This window comes from Arenibacterium sp. CAU 1754 (assembly GCF_054482635.1).
In genome coordinates this window covers 125,100-140,263 of the sequence record NZ_JBTLRG010000001.1, presented here as the reverse complement: position 1 = coordinate 140,263, position 15,164 = coordinate 125,100, and the positions used below count along the sequence as shown (strand labels likewise).

At 61.7% G+C, this 15,164-nt stretch carries 15 protein-coding genes; 7 read left to right on the top strand and 8 right to left on the bottom strand.

Annotated elements, in window-relative coordinates; all coding sequences use genetic code 11:
- Nucleotides 1–270: 270 nt before the first annotated feature.
- Both ACXYMO_RS00740 and ACXYMO_RS00735 read right to left on the bottom strand, forming a co-directional pair.
- Complete coding sequence (locus ACXYMO_RS00740; RefSeq protein ID WP_458876735.1) at nt 271–729, bottom strand: DNA polymerase III subunit chi; 459 nt, start codon at nt 727–729, stop codon at nt 271–273.
- Between the two features lie 6 nt (nt 730–735).
- Complete coding sequence (locus ACXYMO_RS00735) at nt 736–2,211, bottom strand: leucyl aminopeptidase (RefSeq protein WP_458876734.1); 1,476 nt, start codon at nt 2,209–2,211, stop codon at nt 736–738.
- Nucleotides 2,212–2,345: 134 nt separating this feature from the next.
- Between ACXYMO_RS00735 and lptF the strand changes: the two genes are divergently transcribed.
- The 6 genes from lptF to rsmA are packed head-to-tail and all read left to right on the top strand — an operon-like array spanning nt 2,346 to nt 9,803.
- On the top strand, nt 2,346–3,488 hold the full coding sequence (gene lptF, locus ACXYMO_RS00730; protein WP_458876733.1) for an LPS export ABC transporter permease LptF: 1,143 nt from the start codon (nt 2,346–2,348) through the stop codon (nt 3,486–3,488).
- On the top strand, nt 3,485–4,585 hold the full coding sequence (gene lptG / locus ACXYMO_RS00725) for an LPS export ABC transporter permease LptG (RefSeq protein WP_458876732.1): 1,101 nt from the start codon (nt 3,485–3,487) through the stop codon (nt 4,583–4,585). Before lptF ends, lptG begins: the two co-directional genes overlap by 4 nt.
- 2 nt (nt 4,586–4,587) lie before the next feature.
- Nucleotides 4,588–6,729 (top strand): LPS-assembly protein LptD, encoded by a 2,142-nt coding sequence (locus ACXYMO_RS00720; RefSeq protein ID WP_458876731.1) that lies wholly within the window; start codon nt 4,588–4,590, stop codon nt 6,727–6,729.
- Nucleotides 6,720–7,967 carry a peptidylprolyl isomerase gene (locus ACXYMO_RS00715; protein ID WP_458876730.1) on the top strand — a complete coding sequence of 416 codons (1,248 nt, stop codon included), beginning with the start codon at nt 6,720–6,722 and terminating at the stop codon, nt 7,965–7,967. Before ACXYMO_RS00720 ends, ACXYMO_RS00715 begins: the two co-directional genes overlap by 10 nt.
- Nucleotides 7,964–8,926, top strand: a complete 963-nt coding sequence (gene pdxA / locus ACXYMO_RS00710; protein WP_458876729.1) for a 4-hydroxythreonine-4-phosphate dehydrogenase PdxA — start codon at nt 7,964–7,966, stop codon at nt 8,924–8,926. Before ACXYMO_RS00715 ends, pdxA begins: the two co-directional genes overlap by 4 nt.
- A gap of 25 nt (nt 8,927–8,951) precedes the next feature.
- Nucleotides 8,952–9,803: a 16S rRNA (adenine(1518)-N(6)/adenine(1519)-N(6))-dimethyltransferase RsmA gene (gene rsmA, locus ACXYMO_RS00705; RefSeq protein WP_458876728.1), complete on the top strand. Its 852-nt coding sequence runs from the start codon at nt 8,952–8,954 to the stop codon at nt 9,801–9,803.
- A gap of 20 nt (nt 9,804–9,823) precedes the next feature.
- On the opposite strand, the gene ACXYMO_RS00700 is transcribed toward rsmA, so the two are convergent.
- The 3 genes from ACXYMO_RS00700 to prfA form a co-directional block, all read right to left on the bottom strand.
- Nucleotides 9,824–10,384 (bottom strand): DUF4167 domain-containing protein, encoded by a 561-nt coding sequence (locus tag ACXYMO_RS00700; protein ID WP_458876727.1) that lies wholly within the window; start codon nt 10,382–10,384, stop codon nt 9,824–9,826.
- Between the two features lie 233 nt (nt 10,385–10,617).
- Nucleotides 10,618–11,448: a peptide chain release factor N(5)-glutamine methyltransferase gene (gene prmC / locus ACXYMO_RS00695; protein ID WP_458876726.1), complete on the bottom strand. Its 831-nt coding sequence runs from the start codon at nt 11,446–11,448 to the stop codon at nt 10,618–10,620.
- Complete coding sequence (gene prfA / locus ACXYMO_RS00690; protein WP_458876725.1) at nt 11,445–12,500, bottom strand: peptide chain release factor 1; 1,056 nt, start codon at nt 12,498–12,500, stop codon at nt 11,445–11,447. Before prfA ends, prmC begins: the two co-directional genes overlap by 4 nt.
- Nucleotides 12,501–12,564: 64 nt before the next feature.
- Here prfA and ACXYMO_RS00685 point away from each other — a divergent pair, with 64 nt between their 5' ends.
- A complete protein-coding gene (locus ACXYMO_RS00685; RefSeq protein ID WP_458877863.1) occupies nt 12,565–12,849 on the top strand; it encodes a hypothetical protein in 285 nt (94 codons plus the stop codon).
- Here ACXYMO_RS00685 and ACXYMO_RS00680 read toward each other — a convergent pair.
- From ACXYMO_RS00680 to speB (ACXYMO_RS00670), 3 genes are all read right to left on the bottom strand, one after another.
- Nucleotides 12,787–13,059 carry a DUF1499 domain-containing protein gene (locus ACXYMO_RS00680; RefSeq protein ID WP_458876724.1) on the bottom strand — a complete coding sequence of 91 codons (273 nt, stop codon included), beginning with the start codon at nt 13,057–13,059 and terminating at the stop codon, nt 12,787–12,789. The two genes, ACXYMO_RS00685 and ACXYMO_RS00680, sit on opposite strands and share 63 nt — an antisense overlap.
- 196 nt (nt 13,060–13,255) lie before the next feature.
- Nucleotides 13,256–14,203 (bottom strand): agmatinase, encoded by a 948-nt coding sequence (speB, locus tag ACXYMO_RS00675; protein WP_458876723.1) that lies wholly within the window; start codon nt 14,201–14,203, stop codon nt 13,256–13,258.
- Complete coding sequence (gene speB, locus ACXYMO_RS00670; RefSeq protein ID WP_458876722.1) at nt 14,200–15,162, bottom strand: agmatinase; 963 nt, start codon at nt 15,160–15,162, stop codon at nt 14,200–14,202. The genes speB (ACXYMO_RS00675) and speB (ACXYMO_RS00670) overlap by 4 nt, the downstream gene beginning before the upstream one ends.
- Nucleotides 15,163–15,164: the final 2 nt, after the last annotated feature.

Genomic DNA, 15,164 nt, shown 5'->3' with positions numbered 1-15,164 from the left:
TAGTTCGAGAATGAACGAACCCCCTGGACCGGTTACAACCAGTTCCTCTTTCCAACGAGGTTGAAATTGGAAAGTAGTTTGCGGCTTGGAGCCAAGTAGCTTGGAGAAGAGGCAGCTAAACATAGGTGTTTTGTAGCGTTAGTTGCTCCACATCTGAAGGTCACATTGGGCTCAAACCAGCCGTTCGCCGCATTCTAAGCCAAGGCCCTCTGCTCTGCCAAATCAGGCGACAAAGCAAGGGTCCTGGTCATTCGACCAGCAACGCGCTCCTCAGGCTTCTGCCTTTTTTTCCCAGCGCCCGGATTCTTCCGACCAGTATTGCGCAGTGCACCCCGCCCCGGTCAGGGTCTTCCACTGCGTGCGGGCGCGTTGCACCGATGCATCGTCATTGCCGTCAAACAGGATGCAGACCCGTTCCAGTGCGTTGACCTCCTCGGCCCCGACATCTGCCCCATCGACAGCCATCAGGCACGCCGGATCGTTCGGCGCATCCGTCGTCGCGGTCAGCAGGATCGGCTGATCCGCATCGTGCGGACCACCCGCCAGTCCATGAGGCAGGAATGCGTCCTCGGCCCCCTGCCACAGCTTTTCATCCAGCCATTCCAACCGGCCCGCATCGGTGCCGCGCACGACAATGCGCCAGCCCGCCGCGCGCGCCTTGCCCAACAGGACGGGTAAGGTCTGCTCCAGCGGACCCCGCGTCAGGTGATAGAAATAGGCCGCGCCCATGTCGGATCAGCTTTCGAACTTGTCCTGCACAAGGCGGCTCAACGCCGCAACGCCCCACCCGGTCGCGCCCTTGGGGGCAAAATCGGTGTCGGCCTTGACCGAGGCCACCCCGGCAATGTCGAGGTGAATCCAAGGGGTCTCTTCCTTGACGAACCGTTTGAGGAACTGCGCGGCCGTCACCGACCCACCCGGACGCCCGCCGACGTTTTTCATGTCGGCAATCCGCGATTTGAGCATGTCGTCATAGCCCTTGCCCAGAGGCATGCGCCATGCGCCCTCGCCCTCGCCTTCGGCGGCTTTGAGGAAGGCGTTGCACAGCGCATCGTCGTTCGAGAAAACTCCGGCGTTTTCGTGGCCAAGACCGATGACGATGGCCCCCGTCAGCGTGGCCAGATCGATCATTCCGGCCGGTTTGAACCGCTCCTGCGCGTACCACATCACGTCACACAGGACCAACCGGCCCTCGGCATCCGTGTTGATGATCTCGACCGTGTCGCCCTTCATCGAGCGGATCACATCGCCCGGGCGCGTCGCGCGGCCCGACGGCATGTTTTCCACCAGCCCGACAAGGCCGACGACATTGGCCTTGGCCTTGCGCAAGGCAAGCGCCCGCATCGCGCCGGCAACCACCCCGGCCCCGCCCATGTCCATTGTCATGTCTTCCATGCCGCTCGCCGGTTTCAGCGAAATGCCGCCGGTATCAAACACAACGCCCTTGCCGACCAGAGCCAGCGGTGCGTCGCCCTTGGCCCCGCCGTTCCATTCCATGACCACCACCTTGGAGGGGCTGTCCGACCCGAACCCGACGCTCAGAAGCGTGCGCATCCCCAGCTTTCCAAGCTTGTCTTCGTCCAGAACCTCGACCTTCAACCCGAGGGATTTCATGTCGGCCAACCGGTCTGCAAACTCGGTCGTGGTCAGGACATTCGCGGGTTCGTTGATCAGGTCGCGGGTGAAATGCGCCCCTTCGGCAACGGCCAGCATTGGCGCGGCCTGCACTGAAATCTCTTGCGGGTTGGTATGGTACACAACCACCTCGGCCGGGGTTTCGCTAGCGTCCTCGCCGGTCTTGTGCACAGTGAACGTATAGTCGCGCAACACCATGCCCAGTGCCAGATTGGCCGCCGTCCTCAGGTTTCCGACCATCAGGCTGACCGGTTTTTTCGCCTTCAGCTTGCCCAGGGCCGCACCGGCCTTGCGGGCCTCAAGCGGGGTGCAGTTGCGCGCCAGCACCAGAACGTCCAGCGCCTCGGCCGCCATGCCAACAGGCCAGGCCAGCGTCACCACCTGCCCCGATTTGACCTTTTCGAACCGCTCGCTCTCCATCAGCCGGGCAACGGCGCCCTTGGTCAGACGGTTCACCCGGCGCACGGCCGGATCCATCTTGCCATCGGGTGTGACCAGAACGGCCACGCGTCCCTTGGCCTCGGCAATCGCGTCCAGATCGGTTTCTTCAAATCGGATGGGTGTCAGGCTGCTCATCAATGCGCTCCATGTCTCTGCTGCGACCAGAGGTAGCGCGCGCCGCGCCGGTTGACCAGATAGCAGTTTTCCCCGCCAATCAATTGCACTAGGATCGGCCGTAACAAATCAAGGCAGGCTCCGGGGGGATCGCATTGTCACGTTACGACAGATACGTCCTGTCGCAGTACCTGGTGCATTTCGGCTTTTTCGCGCTGATTCTGGTTGCGGTGTTCTGGATCAATAGGGCGGTGGTTCTGTTCGACCGTCTGATCGGCGACGGACAGTCCGCCTTTGTCTTTCTTGAATTCACCGCGCTGACGCTGCCGAACCTGATCCGGATGGTGCTGCCGATGGCGGCCTTTGCCGCGGCGGTCTATGTCACCAACCGCCTGAACAACGACAGTGAACTGACCGTCATGCAGGCTACGGGGTCCAGCCCCTGGCGTCTGGCCCGTCCGGCGCTGGCCTTTGGCCTGTGCACGGCGTTCATGATGAGCATTCTGACACATGTCCTGCTGCCGGCCTCGATCAAGCAACTGGCCGTGCGCGAGGTCGAAGTGTCGCGCAACGTCACCGCCCGGTTGCTGAGCGAGGGCAGTTTTCTGCACCCCGCGCCGGGGGTTACGTTCTATATCCGCCAGATCGATCCCGACGGCACGTTGAACGACGTGTTCCTGTCCGACCGGCGCGATCCGGCCCAGACGATCAGCTATTCGGGGGCACGCGCCTTTCTGGTGCGCAACGGCGACAAGACCAACCTGATCATGGTCGATGGCATGGCCCAGCGACAGGACAATGCCAGCCGCACCTTGTCCACCACGGTCTTTGCCGATTTCTCCTATGACATCAGCAACCTTGTCAAAAACGCCAAAACCCGCGCCCGCAGCATTCGGGCTATCCCGACGCTGGAGCTTTTGACCGGGCGCGACCAGATACAGGCCTCGGAAAACTATAACAAAGGGCAGCTGACCGAAGAATTGCATCTCAGGTTTGCCCGCGCCCTGATCTGTGTGTCAGTGACGCTGATCGGTTTTTCGACGCTGATGCTTGGCGGGTTTTCCCGGTTTGGGGTCTGGCGTCAGGCATTGTTGGCCTTTGTCCTGCTGATCCTGCTTGAGGTGATGCGTGGCGTGGTCGCCGCACCGGTTCTGGACAATCCGGACCTTTGGCCGCTGATCTATCTGCCCACCCTTGCGGGGCTTTTGATCGCGGCGCTGTTCCTGCGCATTGCATCGCGACCGCGGCGCAAGATACGGCGGCAATCCAAATCGAACCTGGCCGAGGGCGCGACATGATCCTCGATATCTACTTTGCCCGCAGGTTCGCCCAGAGTTTCCTGTTGATTGGCGCGGTCTTTCTGACCCTCATCATGCTGATCGACATGATCGAACAGTTGCGAAAATTCGAAGGCGTCGGCATCGGGTTCGGAAAGTTGTTCGGGCTGACATTGCTGAACGCCCCAGCCGCCTTGAACGAAATCCTGCCACTGCTGATGATCCTCAGCACCATTGTTCTTTATATCGGCCTCGCCCGCAGCAGCGAACTGGTGGTGACCCGCGCCGCCGGGCGGTCGGGCATCCGCGCCCTTGCGGCGCCGGTCGGGGTGGCCTTTGTGATCGGCGTTCTGGCCGTCAGCACGCTGAATCCGATTGTCGCGGCCACTTCGAACAAATACCAGAGACTGGCTGACACCTATCGCACCGGCGGGCCCTCGGCCTTGTCTCTCAGCGGCGAAGGCCTGTGGCTGCGTCAGGGCGGCACCGTCGGGCAATCGGTCATCCACGCCACCGGCTATGGCGGTGCCGATCAGGTGACCCTTTACGACGTCACCATTCTGACATACGCGCCGGGGGGTGGTCCCGTGCGCAGGATCGTTGCCGAGTCGGCCAGTCTTGAAAACGAAACCTGGGTGCTGAGCAAGGTCAAGGTCTGGCCGCTGGCCGCAGGCATCAACCCGGAAACAGCCGCTGCGACCCATGACAAGATGAACCTTCCCACGACCCTGACACAGGATCGCATTCGCGACAGCCTGGGCCGCCCGACGGGCATTTCGATCTACAATCTTCCGGCGACGATCCGGTCATTGAAACAAGCCGGATTTTCGACCAAGAAACACGAGGTGTGGTATCAGGTCGCCCTGGCGCGCCCGCTGTTTCTGGTCGCCATGGTGCTGGTCGGCGCGGCCTTTACCATGCGCCACACGCGATTTGGCGGCACCGGAGTCGCGGTCCTGACCTCGGTCATGTTGGGCTTTCTGTTGTATTTCGTGCGAAACTTTGCCCAGATCCTTGGTGAAAACGGACAGATCCCCATAACCTTCGCCGCCTGGGGCCCACCGATCGCGTCGATCCTGCTGACCTTTGGTCTTTTACTGCATGCGGAGGATGGATGAACATGGTCCGTGCCGCAGTTATTAGCGCCGTCATGCTGTTTCTCGCCTTCGCCCCGCGGGCCGAGGCGCAAACGGAGTCCGCACAGGCAGGCACGGATGCCCCGGCGGTTCTCGTGGCCGACAGCGTGTTCATTACCCCAGAGCGGACGCTGGTTGCCGAAGGAAATGTCGAGGCCTATCAGGGCGACACCCGGTTGCAGGCCCGCAAGATCACCTTTGACCGGGAAACCGGCCAGCTGACCATCGAAGGACCGATCCGCATTGATCAGGGCGGCACGATCACGGTCCTGGCTGATTACGCTGAACTGGACAAGGGCCTGCAAGACGGTCTGCTGACCGGGGCCCGCATGGTTCTGGACCAGCAGCTGCAATTGGCCTCGCTGCAAATGACCCGCGTTGGCGGGCGGTATTCTCAGCTTTACAAAACCGCCGTCACCTCATGCCATGTCTGCGACGATGGGCGTCCGCCGCTCTGGCAAATCCGCGCGCGCAAGATCACCCATGATCAGAAGGAACGTCAGCTTTATTTCGAGGATGCACAGTTTCTCATCCTCGATGTCCCTGTCCTGTATTTTCCCGGCATGCGCCTGCCCGATCCGACACTGGAACGCGCCACCGGATTTCTGATCCCGTCCGTGCGCACGACATCGAACCTCAGCACCGGTGTGAAGGTCCCCTATTTTTTTCGCCTCGGCGATCACGCGGACCTGACCCTGTCGCCCTATATTTCGTCGCGGACCCGGACCCTGGAATATCGCTATCGTCAGGCATTCCGCACCGGGCGCATCATTTTCGAAGGGGCCTATACCCGCGATGACCTGATCCCGGGCACCTCGCGCGGCTACCTGTTCGGGTCCGGCCAGTTCGACCTGCGTCGCGGCTATCAACTGGCGTTCAAGATCGAAGAAACCAGCGACAACGCCTATCTGGTCGATTATGGCCTGCCCGATCTGGACCGTCTGAGAAGCGAAATCTCGCTCAGCCGGTACAAACGCGACAGCGCCTTTCAGACACGGCTGATCAATTTCGCATCCCTGCGGGACAGTGATGATCAATCCCTGCTTCCCACAGTCGTGCTCGATGCCACGCTCGAACGCCGGTTCTTCCCCAGGACAATCGGCGGGGAGGTGCGCGTCAATTTCAATATCCACGGACACCACCGCACCTCGGATCTCGACATTGTGGGGCGCGACCTGAACCGCGCCACGGCCGAGATCGACTGGCGCCGCAGCTGGATCTTTCAGGGCGGACTGCGGGCCGATTGGATGATCGGTTTCTCCGCTGACACGTTTGAAATCCAACAGGACAGCAACTTTGCCGACCGCATCACGCGCACGACCCCTAAAACCGCTCTAAAGCTCAGTTATCCGATGACGCGCACCACGGCATCGGGCGCAACGCAGTTCCTTGAGCCGATTGTCCAGGTCGGCTGGACCGATGTACATGGCGATACCGTGCCCAATGACGAAAGCACCTTTGTCGAGTTTGATCAGGGCAACCTTCTCGCCCTGTCCCGATTTCCCGCTTATGACCGGCGCGAGGACGGTCCAACGCTTGCCTACGGGGTCAACTGGGCGATGTACGCCCCCAGGGGATGGCAGGCCTTCGCAACGATCGGTCAGGTCATCCGCAAGACCGAGGATACCAATTTCACCCAGACCTCGGGCCTGCCCGGCACCACGTCGGACGTGCTGGTCACGGCCCAGTTGAAGATCGACGAAAAACTGTCGCTGACCGCCCGCACCTTGCTGGACAATGCTTTCAGCCTGTCCAAGGCCGAATTGCGCGGCGACCTGAAAACCGAGCGCGCCCAGCTGAGCGGAACCTATCTGTGGCTGGGGGCCGACCCGGTCGAGGGCCGCCCTCGCGCCCTGTCCGAAGTGTGGCTGACCGGTGGGTACGAGGTGTCGCCCGGCTGGACGGCCAATGCGAACCTGCGCTATGACATCTCGGATGCCCGCGCGACCCGCGCAGGTGTCGGGCTGATCTATCAAAATGAATGTGTCACGGTCGATCTTAGCCTGAACCGGCGCTATACCTCATCGACAAGTATTGAGCCGACGACCGATTTCGGCTTTACCATCGCTCTCAGCGGGTTCTCCGTTGACAAGAGACCAGAACAATACAGGCGGTCATGCAGTTGAGTATCTTATCCTTGTTTCATTTCGTGACGTCCCGCAGCGGGCTGCTGGGCATGGCACTGGCCACCGCCCTGATGACAGGCCCGGCGCCGGCCCAGAACCTGTTTTCCCCTGCGATCACCGTCAATGACGACGTCATCACCTATTTCGAATTGCAGCAGCGCGCGCAGTTCCTGCGTCTGCTCAGGGCCCCCGGGAATCCGGAAACACTGGCCCGCGAGGCGCTGATCGACGACCGGCTGCGCAACCAGGCTGTCAAAGAGGCCGGAATCACCATCACCCCCGAAGACATTGAGGCCGGTATCGAGGAATTCGCCACTCGCACCGACCTGTCGGGCGCTGAATTCCTGAATGCGCTGAAACAAGGCGGCGTCGAACCGGAAACCATGCGTGACTTTACCCGCACCAGCCTGGCGTGGCGCGAACTCATCCGGTCGCGGTATCTGGAACGGTCGCGCCCGACCCAGGCCGAAATCGACCGGGCCATCGGCCAGGCCGGCGGCGGCGGTGGTGTGCGCGTCCTGTTGTCGGAAGTCATCATTCCCTTCACGCCGCAAACCCTGGATCAGGTCGAAGACCTGGCCCAGCAGATTTCCGACATCAAAAGCTATGGCGCCTTTTCCGAGGCCGCACGCAAATACTCTGCCGCCGAAACCCGGGTTCGGGGTGGCCGGCTGGACTGGGTGCCGATCAACAACCTCCCGGCCGCTCTGCGCCCGCTCATCCTGGCGCTGAACCCGGGTGAGACGACAGCGCCCATTCCCTTGCCCAATGCGGTGGCCATTTTCCAAATGCGCGGCATTCAGGAAATCGTGGGCGGAGCACCACAATATTCGGCAATCGAATACGCGGCCTATTACATTCCCGGCGGACGCAGCGAAGCGGCCCTGAAAACGGCGGCTGCGGTCGCGAACCAGGTCGATCAATGCGATGATCTTTATGGCATCGCCAAGGACCAGCCCCCCGAAGTGTTGGAACGCATCACCAAGGCCCCGTCTGAAATTCCGAACGAGATCGCCCTGGAACTGGCCAAGCTGGACGAAGGTGAAATCTCGACGGCGCTGACCAGCTCGAACGGGCAGACCCTTGTGTTCCTGATGCTGTGCGGGCGCACCGCGAAACTGAACGAAGATGCCTCGCGCGCAGATGTCGCCTCGGCGCTGGGGCAACGCCGTCTGACCGCCTTTGCCGAAAGCTATCTCGATCAGCTGCGCGCCGACGCCCTGATCATCGAAAAATGACCCGGGCCATCGCGCTCAGTTGCGGAGAGCCCTCCGGCATCGGCCCGGAACTGGCCGTCAAGGCTTGGCAGGCCCTGCGTGACACCTGTCCGTTCTTCTGGATCGGCGATCCCGCGCACCTGCCCTCAGGCAGCCAGATCACCCTGATTGGTGATCCGTCCGAGGCAAGCCGCACAAGCGCATCCGCCATGCCGGTTCTGAAACACGCCTTCCCTGCCCCGGCGGTTCCGGGCGCACCGGACCCGGCCAATGCCCCCGGCGTGATCGAAGTGCTGAAACAGGCCGTGGCGCTGGTCCAATCAGGGCAGGCCTCCGCCCTGTGCACCGCGCCGATCCACAAGAAGGCGCTGATCGACGGGGCCGCTTTCGCCTATCCCGGACATACCGAATTTCTGGCTGCTCTGGCCGGGGTTGAGCGTGTCGTGATGATGCTGGCCAGCGATCGGCTGCGTGTCGTTCCCACCACCATCCACATCGCCCTTGCCGACGTTCCCCATGCGTTGACACCCGACCTGCTGCGCCAGACCATCGAGATCACCGTTGCCGGGTTGCGCGATCAGTTCGGCATTGCCCATCCCCGCATCGCCGTGGCCGGCCTCAACCCGCACGCGGGCGAAGGCGGCGCCATGGGGCACGAGGAAATCACCTGGATCGCGCCGCTGATCCTGTCGATGCAAAGCGATGACTACACGCTGACCGGCCCCCACCCGGCCGATACGATGTTTCACGCGGCGGCGCGGGCGCGCTATGATGCGGCCATCGCGATGTACCACGATCAGGCGCTGATCCCGATCAAGACGCTGGATTTCGATCTTGGTGTGAACGTCACGCTTGGCCTGCCGTTTGTGCGCACCTCGCCCGACCATGGCACCGCCTTTGATATCGCGGGTAAGGATCAGGCAAACCCGTCGAGCCTGATCGAGGCGCTGAAACTGGCGCAAACAATGGCAACCCGCTGATGTCCCAGACCCGCAAGGTGCCAGCATGAGCGCAATCGATTCCCTCCCTCCGCTGCGCGAGGTCATCGCCGAACACCAGTTGTCGGCACGCAAGTCGCTGGGCCAGAACTTTCTGCTGGATCTCAACCTCACGGCCAAGATCGCACGCAACGCCGGTGATCTGACCGAATGCGACGTTCTGGAAATCGGCCCCGGCCCCGGAGGCCTGACGCGCGGGCTGCTGGCGCAGGGCGCCCGGCGGGTTCTGGCGATCGAAAAGGATGCCAGATGTATTCCCGCACTTGAACAGATTGCACAGGCCTATCCCGGGCGGCTCAAGGTCATTCAGGGCGATGCGCTGGAGATTGATCCGCTGGCGCATCTGACCCCGCCGATCCGTGTGGCCGCCAACCTGCCCTATAACATCGGCACCGAACTTTTGATCCGCTGGCTGACGCCGGACAAATGGCCGCCCTTCTGGCAAAGCCTGACCCTGATGTTTCAACGCGAAGTCGCCGAACGCATTGTCGCGCAACCGGGCAGCAAGGCCTATGGACGGCTGGCGATCCTGTCCCAGTGGCGCACCGACGCGCGTATCGTGATGCATCTGCCGCCGGGCGCCTTTACTCCGCCGCCAAAGGTATCCAGCGCGGTGGTACACCTGACCGCCCTGCCCGAGCCCCGGTTTCCGGCGGACCCGGCCATTCTGACCCGGGTTGTGGCCATGGCCTTCAATCAGCGGCGCAAGATGCTGCGCTCGGCGCTCAAAGGGTTGGCGCCCGATATCGAAACCCACCTGCGGACGGCAGGATTGTCCCCGACCGAGCGGGCCGAACAGGTTTCATTGGAAGGGTTCTGCGCGTTGGCACGCGTGATACAGGATCAGGGCCCCGCATAGGGACCCTGACTGGTACCTCGTTATTCCGCGGCTTCGGGCGCGTCGCCGTCAGACGACGACGGTGCCGGCGCAGATTTCTTGGTCCGTGGACGGCGCGCGGGTTTCTTGGGCGCGCTTTCCGGCGTTTCGACCAGGCCGCTGTCGCCATCGCTATCGTCGGACCCGGCCACGTCGATTACATGCGGCTGTGGTCTCGATGCGGGATCATCGCTGCGCTGCGCAGACTCACGCGGGGCCTGGTCCCGCTCCTGCTTGTCGCCACGCTCGCGATCGCGTTCTGCCTGACGCTCGCGGTTCTGGCGTTCCTGCTCTTCGCGGCGCTCATCCATCTCGCGTTGAGCCTGGCCAAGAAGACGCAGATAATGTTCAGCGTGCTGCTGAAAATTTTCCGCTGCAACGCGGTCGTTGGCCAACTGGGCATCGCGCGCCAACTGGTTGTACTTGTCGATGATCTGCTGCGGCGTGCCGCGCACCTTGCCTTCGGGACCGGAACTGTCAAAGACCCGGTTGACAACATTACCACCCGAAGAGGACCGATTGCGGCTCGATTTCGAACGCGAACGTGATTTGGACGATCTCATTTACTTAATGTCAGCCTTGTTTTCATTGTCGTTTGACCCGTTTCACGCCTCTTGCGTTCTCATTACGCCGGATCATCGACTTTTTGGGCTTGGTGTCGCACGGGGCCTAGAGAGCCTCGGCCGTGTCGACGCCCCTGAAAAACCACGTTCCAACCGATCAGGCAAGCCTTAGAATACATATTTTTACGGTTTTTCGGCAAAAGCGGGGATTTTTGCCATAATAATCGGTCGTTTCAGCCGCGTCTTGCGCGTATCACCCGATCCCGCCCATCCAGGTCCTGAATGACGGCCAGATCGTGCAAACCAGCCAGTTCAAGCAGTTTCATGACGTCCTTGGCCTGCGTCGGCCCGATTTCCAGCAACAAACGGCCGCCGGGGTCCAGATGTTCCATGACACCGGCGGCGATGGCCCGATACGCGTCCAGACCATCGCCCCCGTCCGTCAGCGCCAGATGCGGTTCATGTTCGCGCACTTCCCGTGACAGCCCTGCCATTTCATTCTGCGCGATGTAGGGCGGGTTCGACACGATTAGATCAAATTCACCCTCGACGCCGGAAAACCAGTCGGACTGCAGAATCTGGGCGCGTGCCTGAACCCGGTGCAACACCGCATTGGCGCTGGCCTGAAGGCAGGCTGCCTCACTCTTGTCGACGCCCACGCCAACGGCCGTTGGTCGTTCCGCCAGCAGCGTGACCAAAATACAGCCCGACCCGACGCCGAGGTCCAGAAGCCGTGAAAACGGTTCGGACAAGGCAGCCTCGATCAATGTTTCGGTTTCCGGGCGCGGGTCCAGAACATCCCGGCTGACCTTGAATTGGCGCCCGTAAAACGCCCGCTCGCCGATCAGGTGCGAGACCGGAACGCGCACGGCCCGCAGGCTGATCAGCTGATCATAGCGTTCCTCGATTTCCGGCGCCAAATCCTCGGGCGCGATCAGGGTTACGCGGCTGGCCTCGATCCGGGCCGCATGAGCCAGCAGCACCCGCGCATCCCGGGCTGGATCAGGCACGCCCGCCGCGCGCAGGCGGGCGGTGGCCGCAACCATCGCCTCGGCCGCGGTCATGTGCCCATTTCGGCCATCAACCGCGCCTGATCGTCCGCCGTCAGCGCGTCGATGATTTCATCCAGATCGCCGGCCATGACCTGATCCAGCTTGTACAGCGTCAGCCCGATCCGATGATCGGTCAGCCGCCCCTGTGGGAAATTATAGGTTCGAATACGCTCGGACCGGTCACCACTGCCCACCTGGGCCGCGCGATCGGCGGACCGTTCACTGTGCACGCGCTGGCGCTCCTGATCATAAAGCCGGGTCTTGAGCACCTGCATCGCAATCTCGCGGTTGCGATGCTGGGATTTTTCCGAACTGGTCACGACGATCCCGGACGGGATATGGGTGATCCGCACAGCCGAGTCGGTGGTGTTCACGTGCTGCCCCCCGGCCCCGGACGAGCGCATTGTATCAATCCGGATATCGTTGGGATCGATGGTGATGTCCACGTCTTCGGCCTCGGGCAGAACCGCCACGGTGGCGGCGCTGGTGTGAATGCGCCCGCCGCTTTCGGTGGTCGGGACCCGTTGCACGCGATGCACGCCACTTTCGTATTTCATGCGGGCAAAGACGTTTTCACCCTTGATATGGGCAATCACTTCCTTGATCCCGCCCAGTTCGGTCACCTGTTCTTCGATGATCTCGAATTTCCAGCCCCGCGCCTCGGCGTAGCGCTGGTACATCCGCAGCAGATCACCGGCGAACAACGCGGCCTCGTCCCCGCCCGTACCGGGGCGAATTTCCAGGATCGCCGGGCGGGCATCGGCCTCATCCCGTGGCAACAGGGAAACCTGCAGCGCATGTGCAACCTCGGGAAGGCGTGCGCGCAAGATCGGCAGTTCCTCTTCGGCCAGCGCCTTCATGTCCGGATCGTCCAGCATCGCCTCGGCTTCGCTCAGTTCCGAAGCCAGGGCGCGCCAGGTCGAAATCTGTTCCACGACAGGTTTCAGGTCCGAATATTCCTTGGCCAGCGCCGCGATGTCACCGCCGTTGCTGGCATCCGCCATCGAGGCTTCAAGAAACTGAAACCTTTGCAGTATTTGTTCAAGGCGTTCTTCTGGGACCATTCGGGCGGTGTCCGATATCGTAGCACTTTGGTCAAGGCCCATGCTGTGCTAACGTATCGCCATGATGCGATATGTGACCCTGATTTTTATGCTTGCCACGCCGGTTCATGCGGACGTGGTTGGCCCGAATGGAAAGGTGCAGGACTGTTATTGCACCGACACTCAAGGCGCCCGGGTGGAACTGGGCGAAACGATCTGCTTGCGCGTGGACGGGCGCATGTTCATGGCGCAATGTCAGATGTCGCTCAATGTGCCGATGTGGCGCGAGGTGCAAAAGGGCTGCGTCTCATCGCGCCTGCAAAGCATTCAGCCACCCGTCAACGCGGGCAGCGTTCACGCCAAAATCTGACCGCCCGAACCTGATCCGCGAATAGATTTTCAAAAGCCCGTCTTCGTACTGAACGGTGACATAGTCGGGAAAACCGATCACGCGCGATCGGGCGATATACGTCCGTCGCCCGTCTTTGAGCGTACCGGCCAGAACAGTGACATTCGGGGTTTCCCGGATGATCTGATCAAGCGCCCGGAACTCATCAGGGCTTGCCGCGCGGATCCGCATTGCCCCGCTCCGCAGCGTTCTGTCGGCAGAAAACGTCAAGTGAACGTGCCAGTCCGGAACCGGGCTGGGCGCCAGACGCACATACCCAACCGCCACAACCGCCACACATAATGTCAACCAAAGTATCAGCAAAAGTCTTTTCATCTGACGGTCCGCACAGTTCACAAACCCAGAATGCGCGGAAAATTTTGCTTTGTCAGTGTGACGAGACGCCCGGCATCACACAAAGCAGTTCATAAAGCAGGTTGGCCGCCGTTAACGCCGTATTGCCCGAGGGATCATAGGGCGGCGACACTTCAACCAGATCGCAGCCCACGATGTTGGCCCCGCTCAGCGCGCGGATCAGCTGCAACGCCTGCGGCGTTGTCAGGCCACCAATTTCGGGCGTACCGGTGCCCGGTGCATAGGCAGGGTCCAGACTGTCGATATCATAGGTCACATAAACCGGCCTGTCCCCGATGTCGCGTCGTATTTCGGCCCCCAGCGTATCCAGCGAAAGGTTCCAAAGCTCATGCGCCTGAAACACCTGGAATCCCCACCCCTGCGCCTCGGAAAAATCGCTGGCAGCATAGCCGGTGCCGCGCAGCCCCACCTGATAAACCTTGTCGGCCTGTATCAGCCCTTCCTCATGGGCGCGGCGGAAAACTGTGCCATGGGTTTCCTTTTCGCCGAACATCTCGTCGTTCACATCCGCATGCGCATCCACATGAACCAGGGCGACGGGGCCGTGTTTGCGGGCGATCGCGCGCAGGATCGGCAGGGTGATCGAATGATCGCCCCCCAAGGCCATCGGGATCACATCGTTTGTCAGGATCGCGTCGTAACTCTCGGAAATGATGCGCAAACTGTCCGCCAGGGAAAACGTGTTGATCGCCAGATCACCAATATCGGCGACCTGAAGGCTTTCGAACGGCGCCGCCCCCGTGGCCATGTTATAGGGGCGGATCATCGCGCTTTCTGCGCGGATTTGCTTGGGCCCAAACCGGGTGCCGGACCGCCAGGAGGTGCCGATATCCATCGGAATGCCCAGAACCGCCACATCCAGCCCGTCCAGCGAATTGGCCGCAGGCAGGCGCATGAACGTGTTGGGCCCGGAGAACCGCGCCAGGTCATTGCCGCTGATTGGTTGGTTGAACGTTGTCATTTGCGCATGTTCCATCCCAGCAGACACAGAATTTCGGTGGCCACATGCGCCCCGGCGATGGCAGTGGAGCCTGTGGTGTCGAAAGGTGGCGACACCTCGACCACGTCCCCGCCCTTTATGTTGATCCCGGCGATCTCGCGCAGGATCACGGCCACCTGCGCCGTGCTCATCCCGCCCCAGACGGGGGTGCCGGTGCCGGGCGCAAAGGCCGGGTCCAGCCCGTCGATGTCAAAGCTCAGATAGACGGGGTTCTCGCCCAGGATGGTTCTGATCTTTTCGGCGACGGCGCGCGGTCCGGTCTCATGCACCTCGCGCGCGTCGATGATATTGACGCCCAGCGTATCGGCGTTTGTCGTGCGAATGCCCACCTGAACCGAGCGCGCCGGATCAACCAGCCCCGATTTCACCGCCTTGTAAAACATCGTTCCGTGATCGATCCGCGTCATGTCATCATCCGGCCAGGTGTCCGTATGCGCATCGAACTGCAGCAGGGACATCGGCCCGTATTTCTCGGCCATCGCACGCAGGATCGGGAAACTGATGTAATGGTCTCCGCCCAGCGTCACGGGCGCAACGCCCGCTTTGAGAATAGCGCGGATATGATCGCGCAGCGCGTCGGGAAAGGCGGCCGTATTGGCATAGTCAAAGGCCAAATCGCCGTAATCGACAACGGCGCAATCGCTCATCACGTCAAAGGGCCACCCATAGGGCGCATCCGGCGCCTGAAGCGCGCTCGCCTCGCGTATGGCGCGCGGCCCCAGCCGCGTGCCGGGCCGGTTCGTCACGGCCTGATCAAAGGGTACGCCGGTCACGGCGATATCGACCCCGGTCAAATCCTTTGTATATCGGCGCCGAAGAAAGGACGCCGCCCCGCCAAAGGTGTTCTCGAACGAGGGGCCATGTAAGCTATCCCGCGTAAAAGCCTGATCCACATGGGTTTTTGCGTCTTCCAGCGCCATTT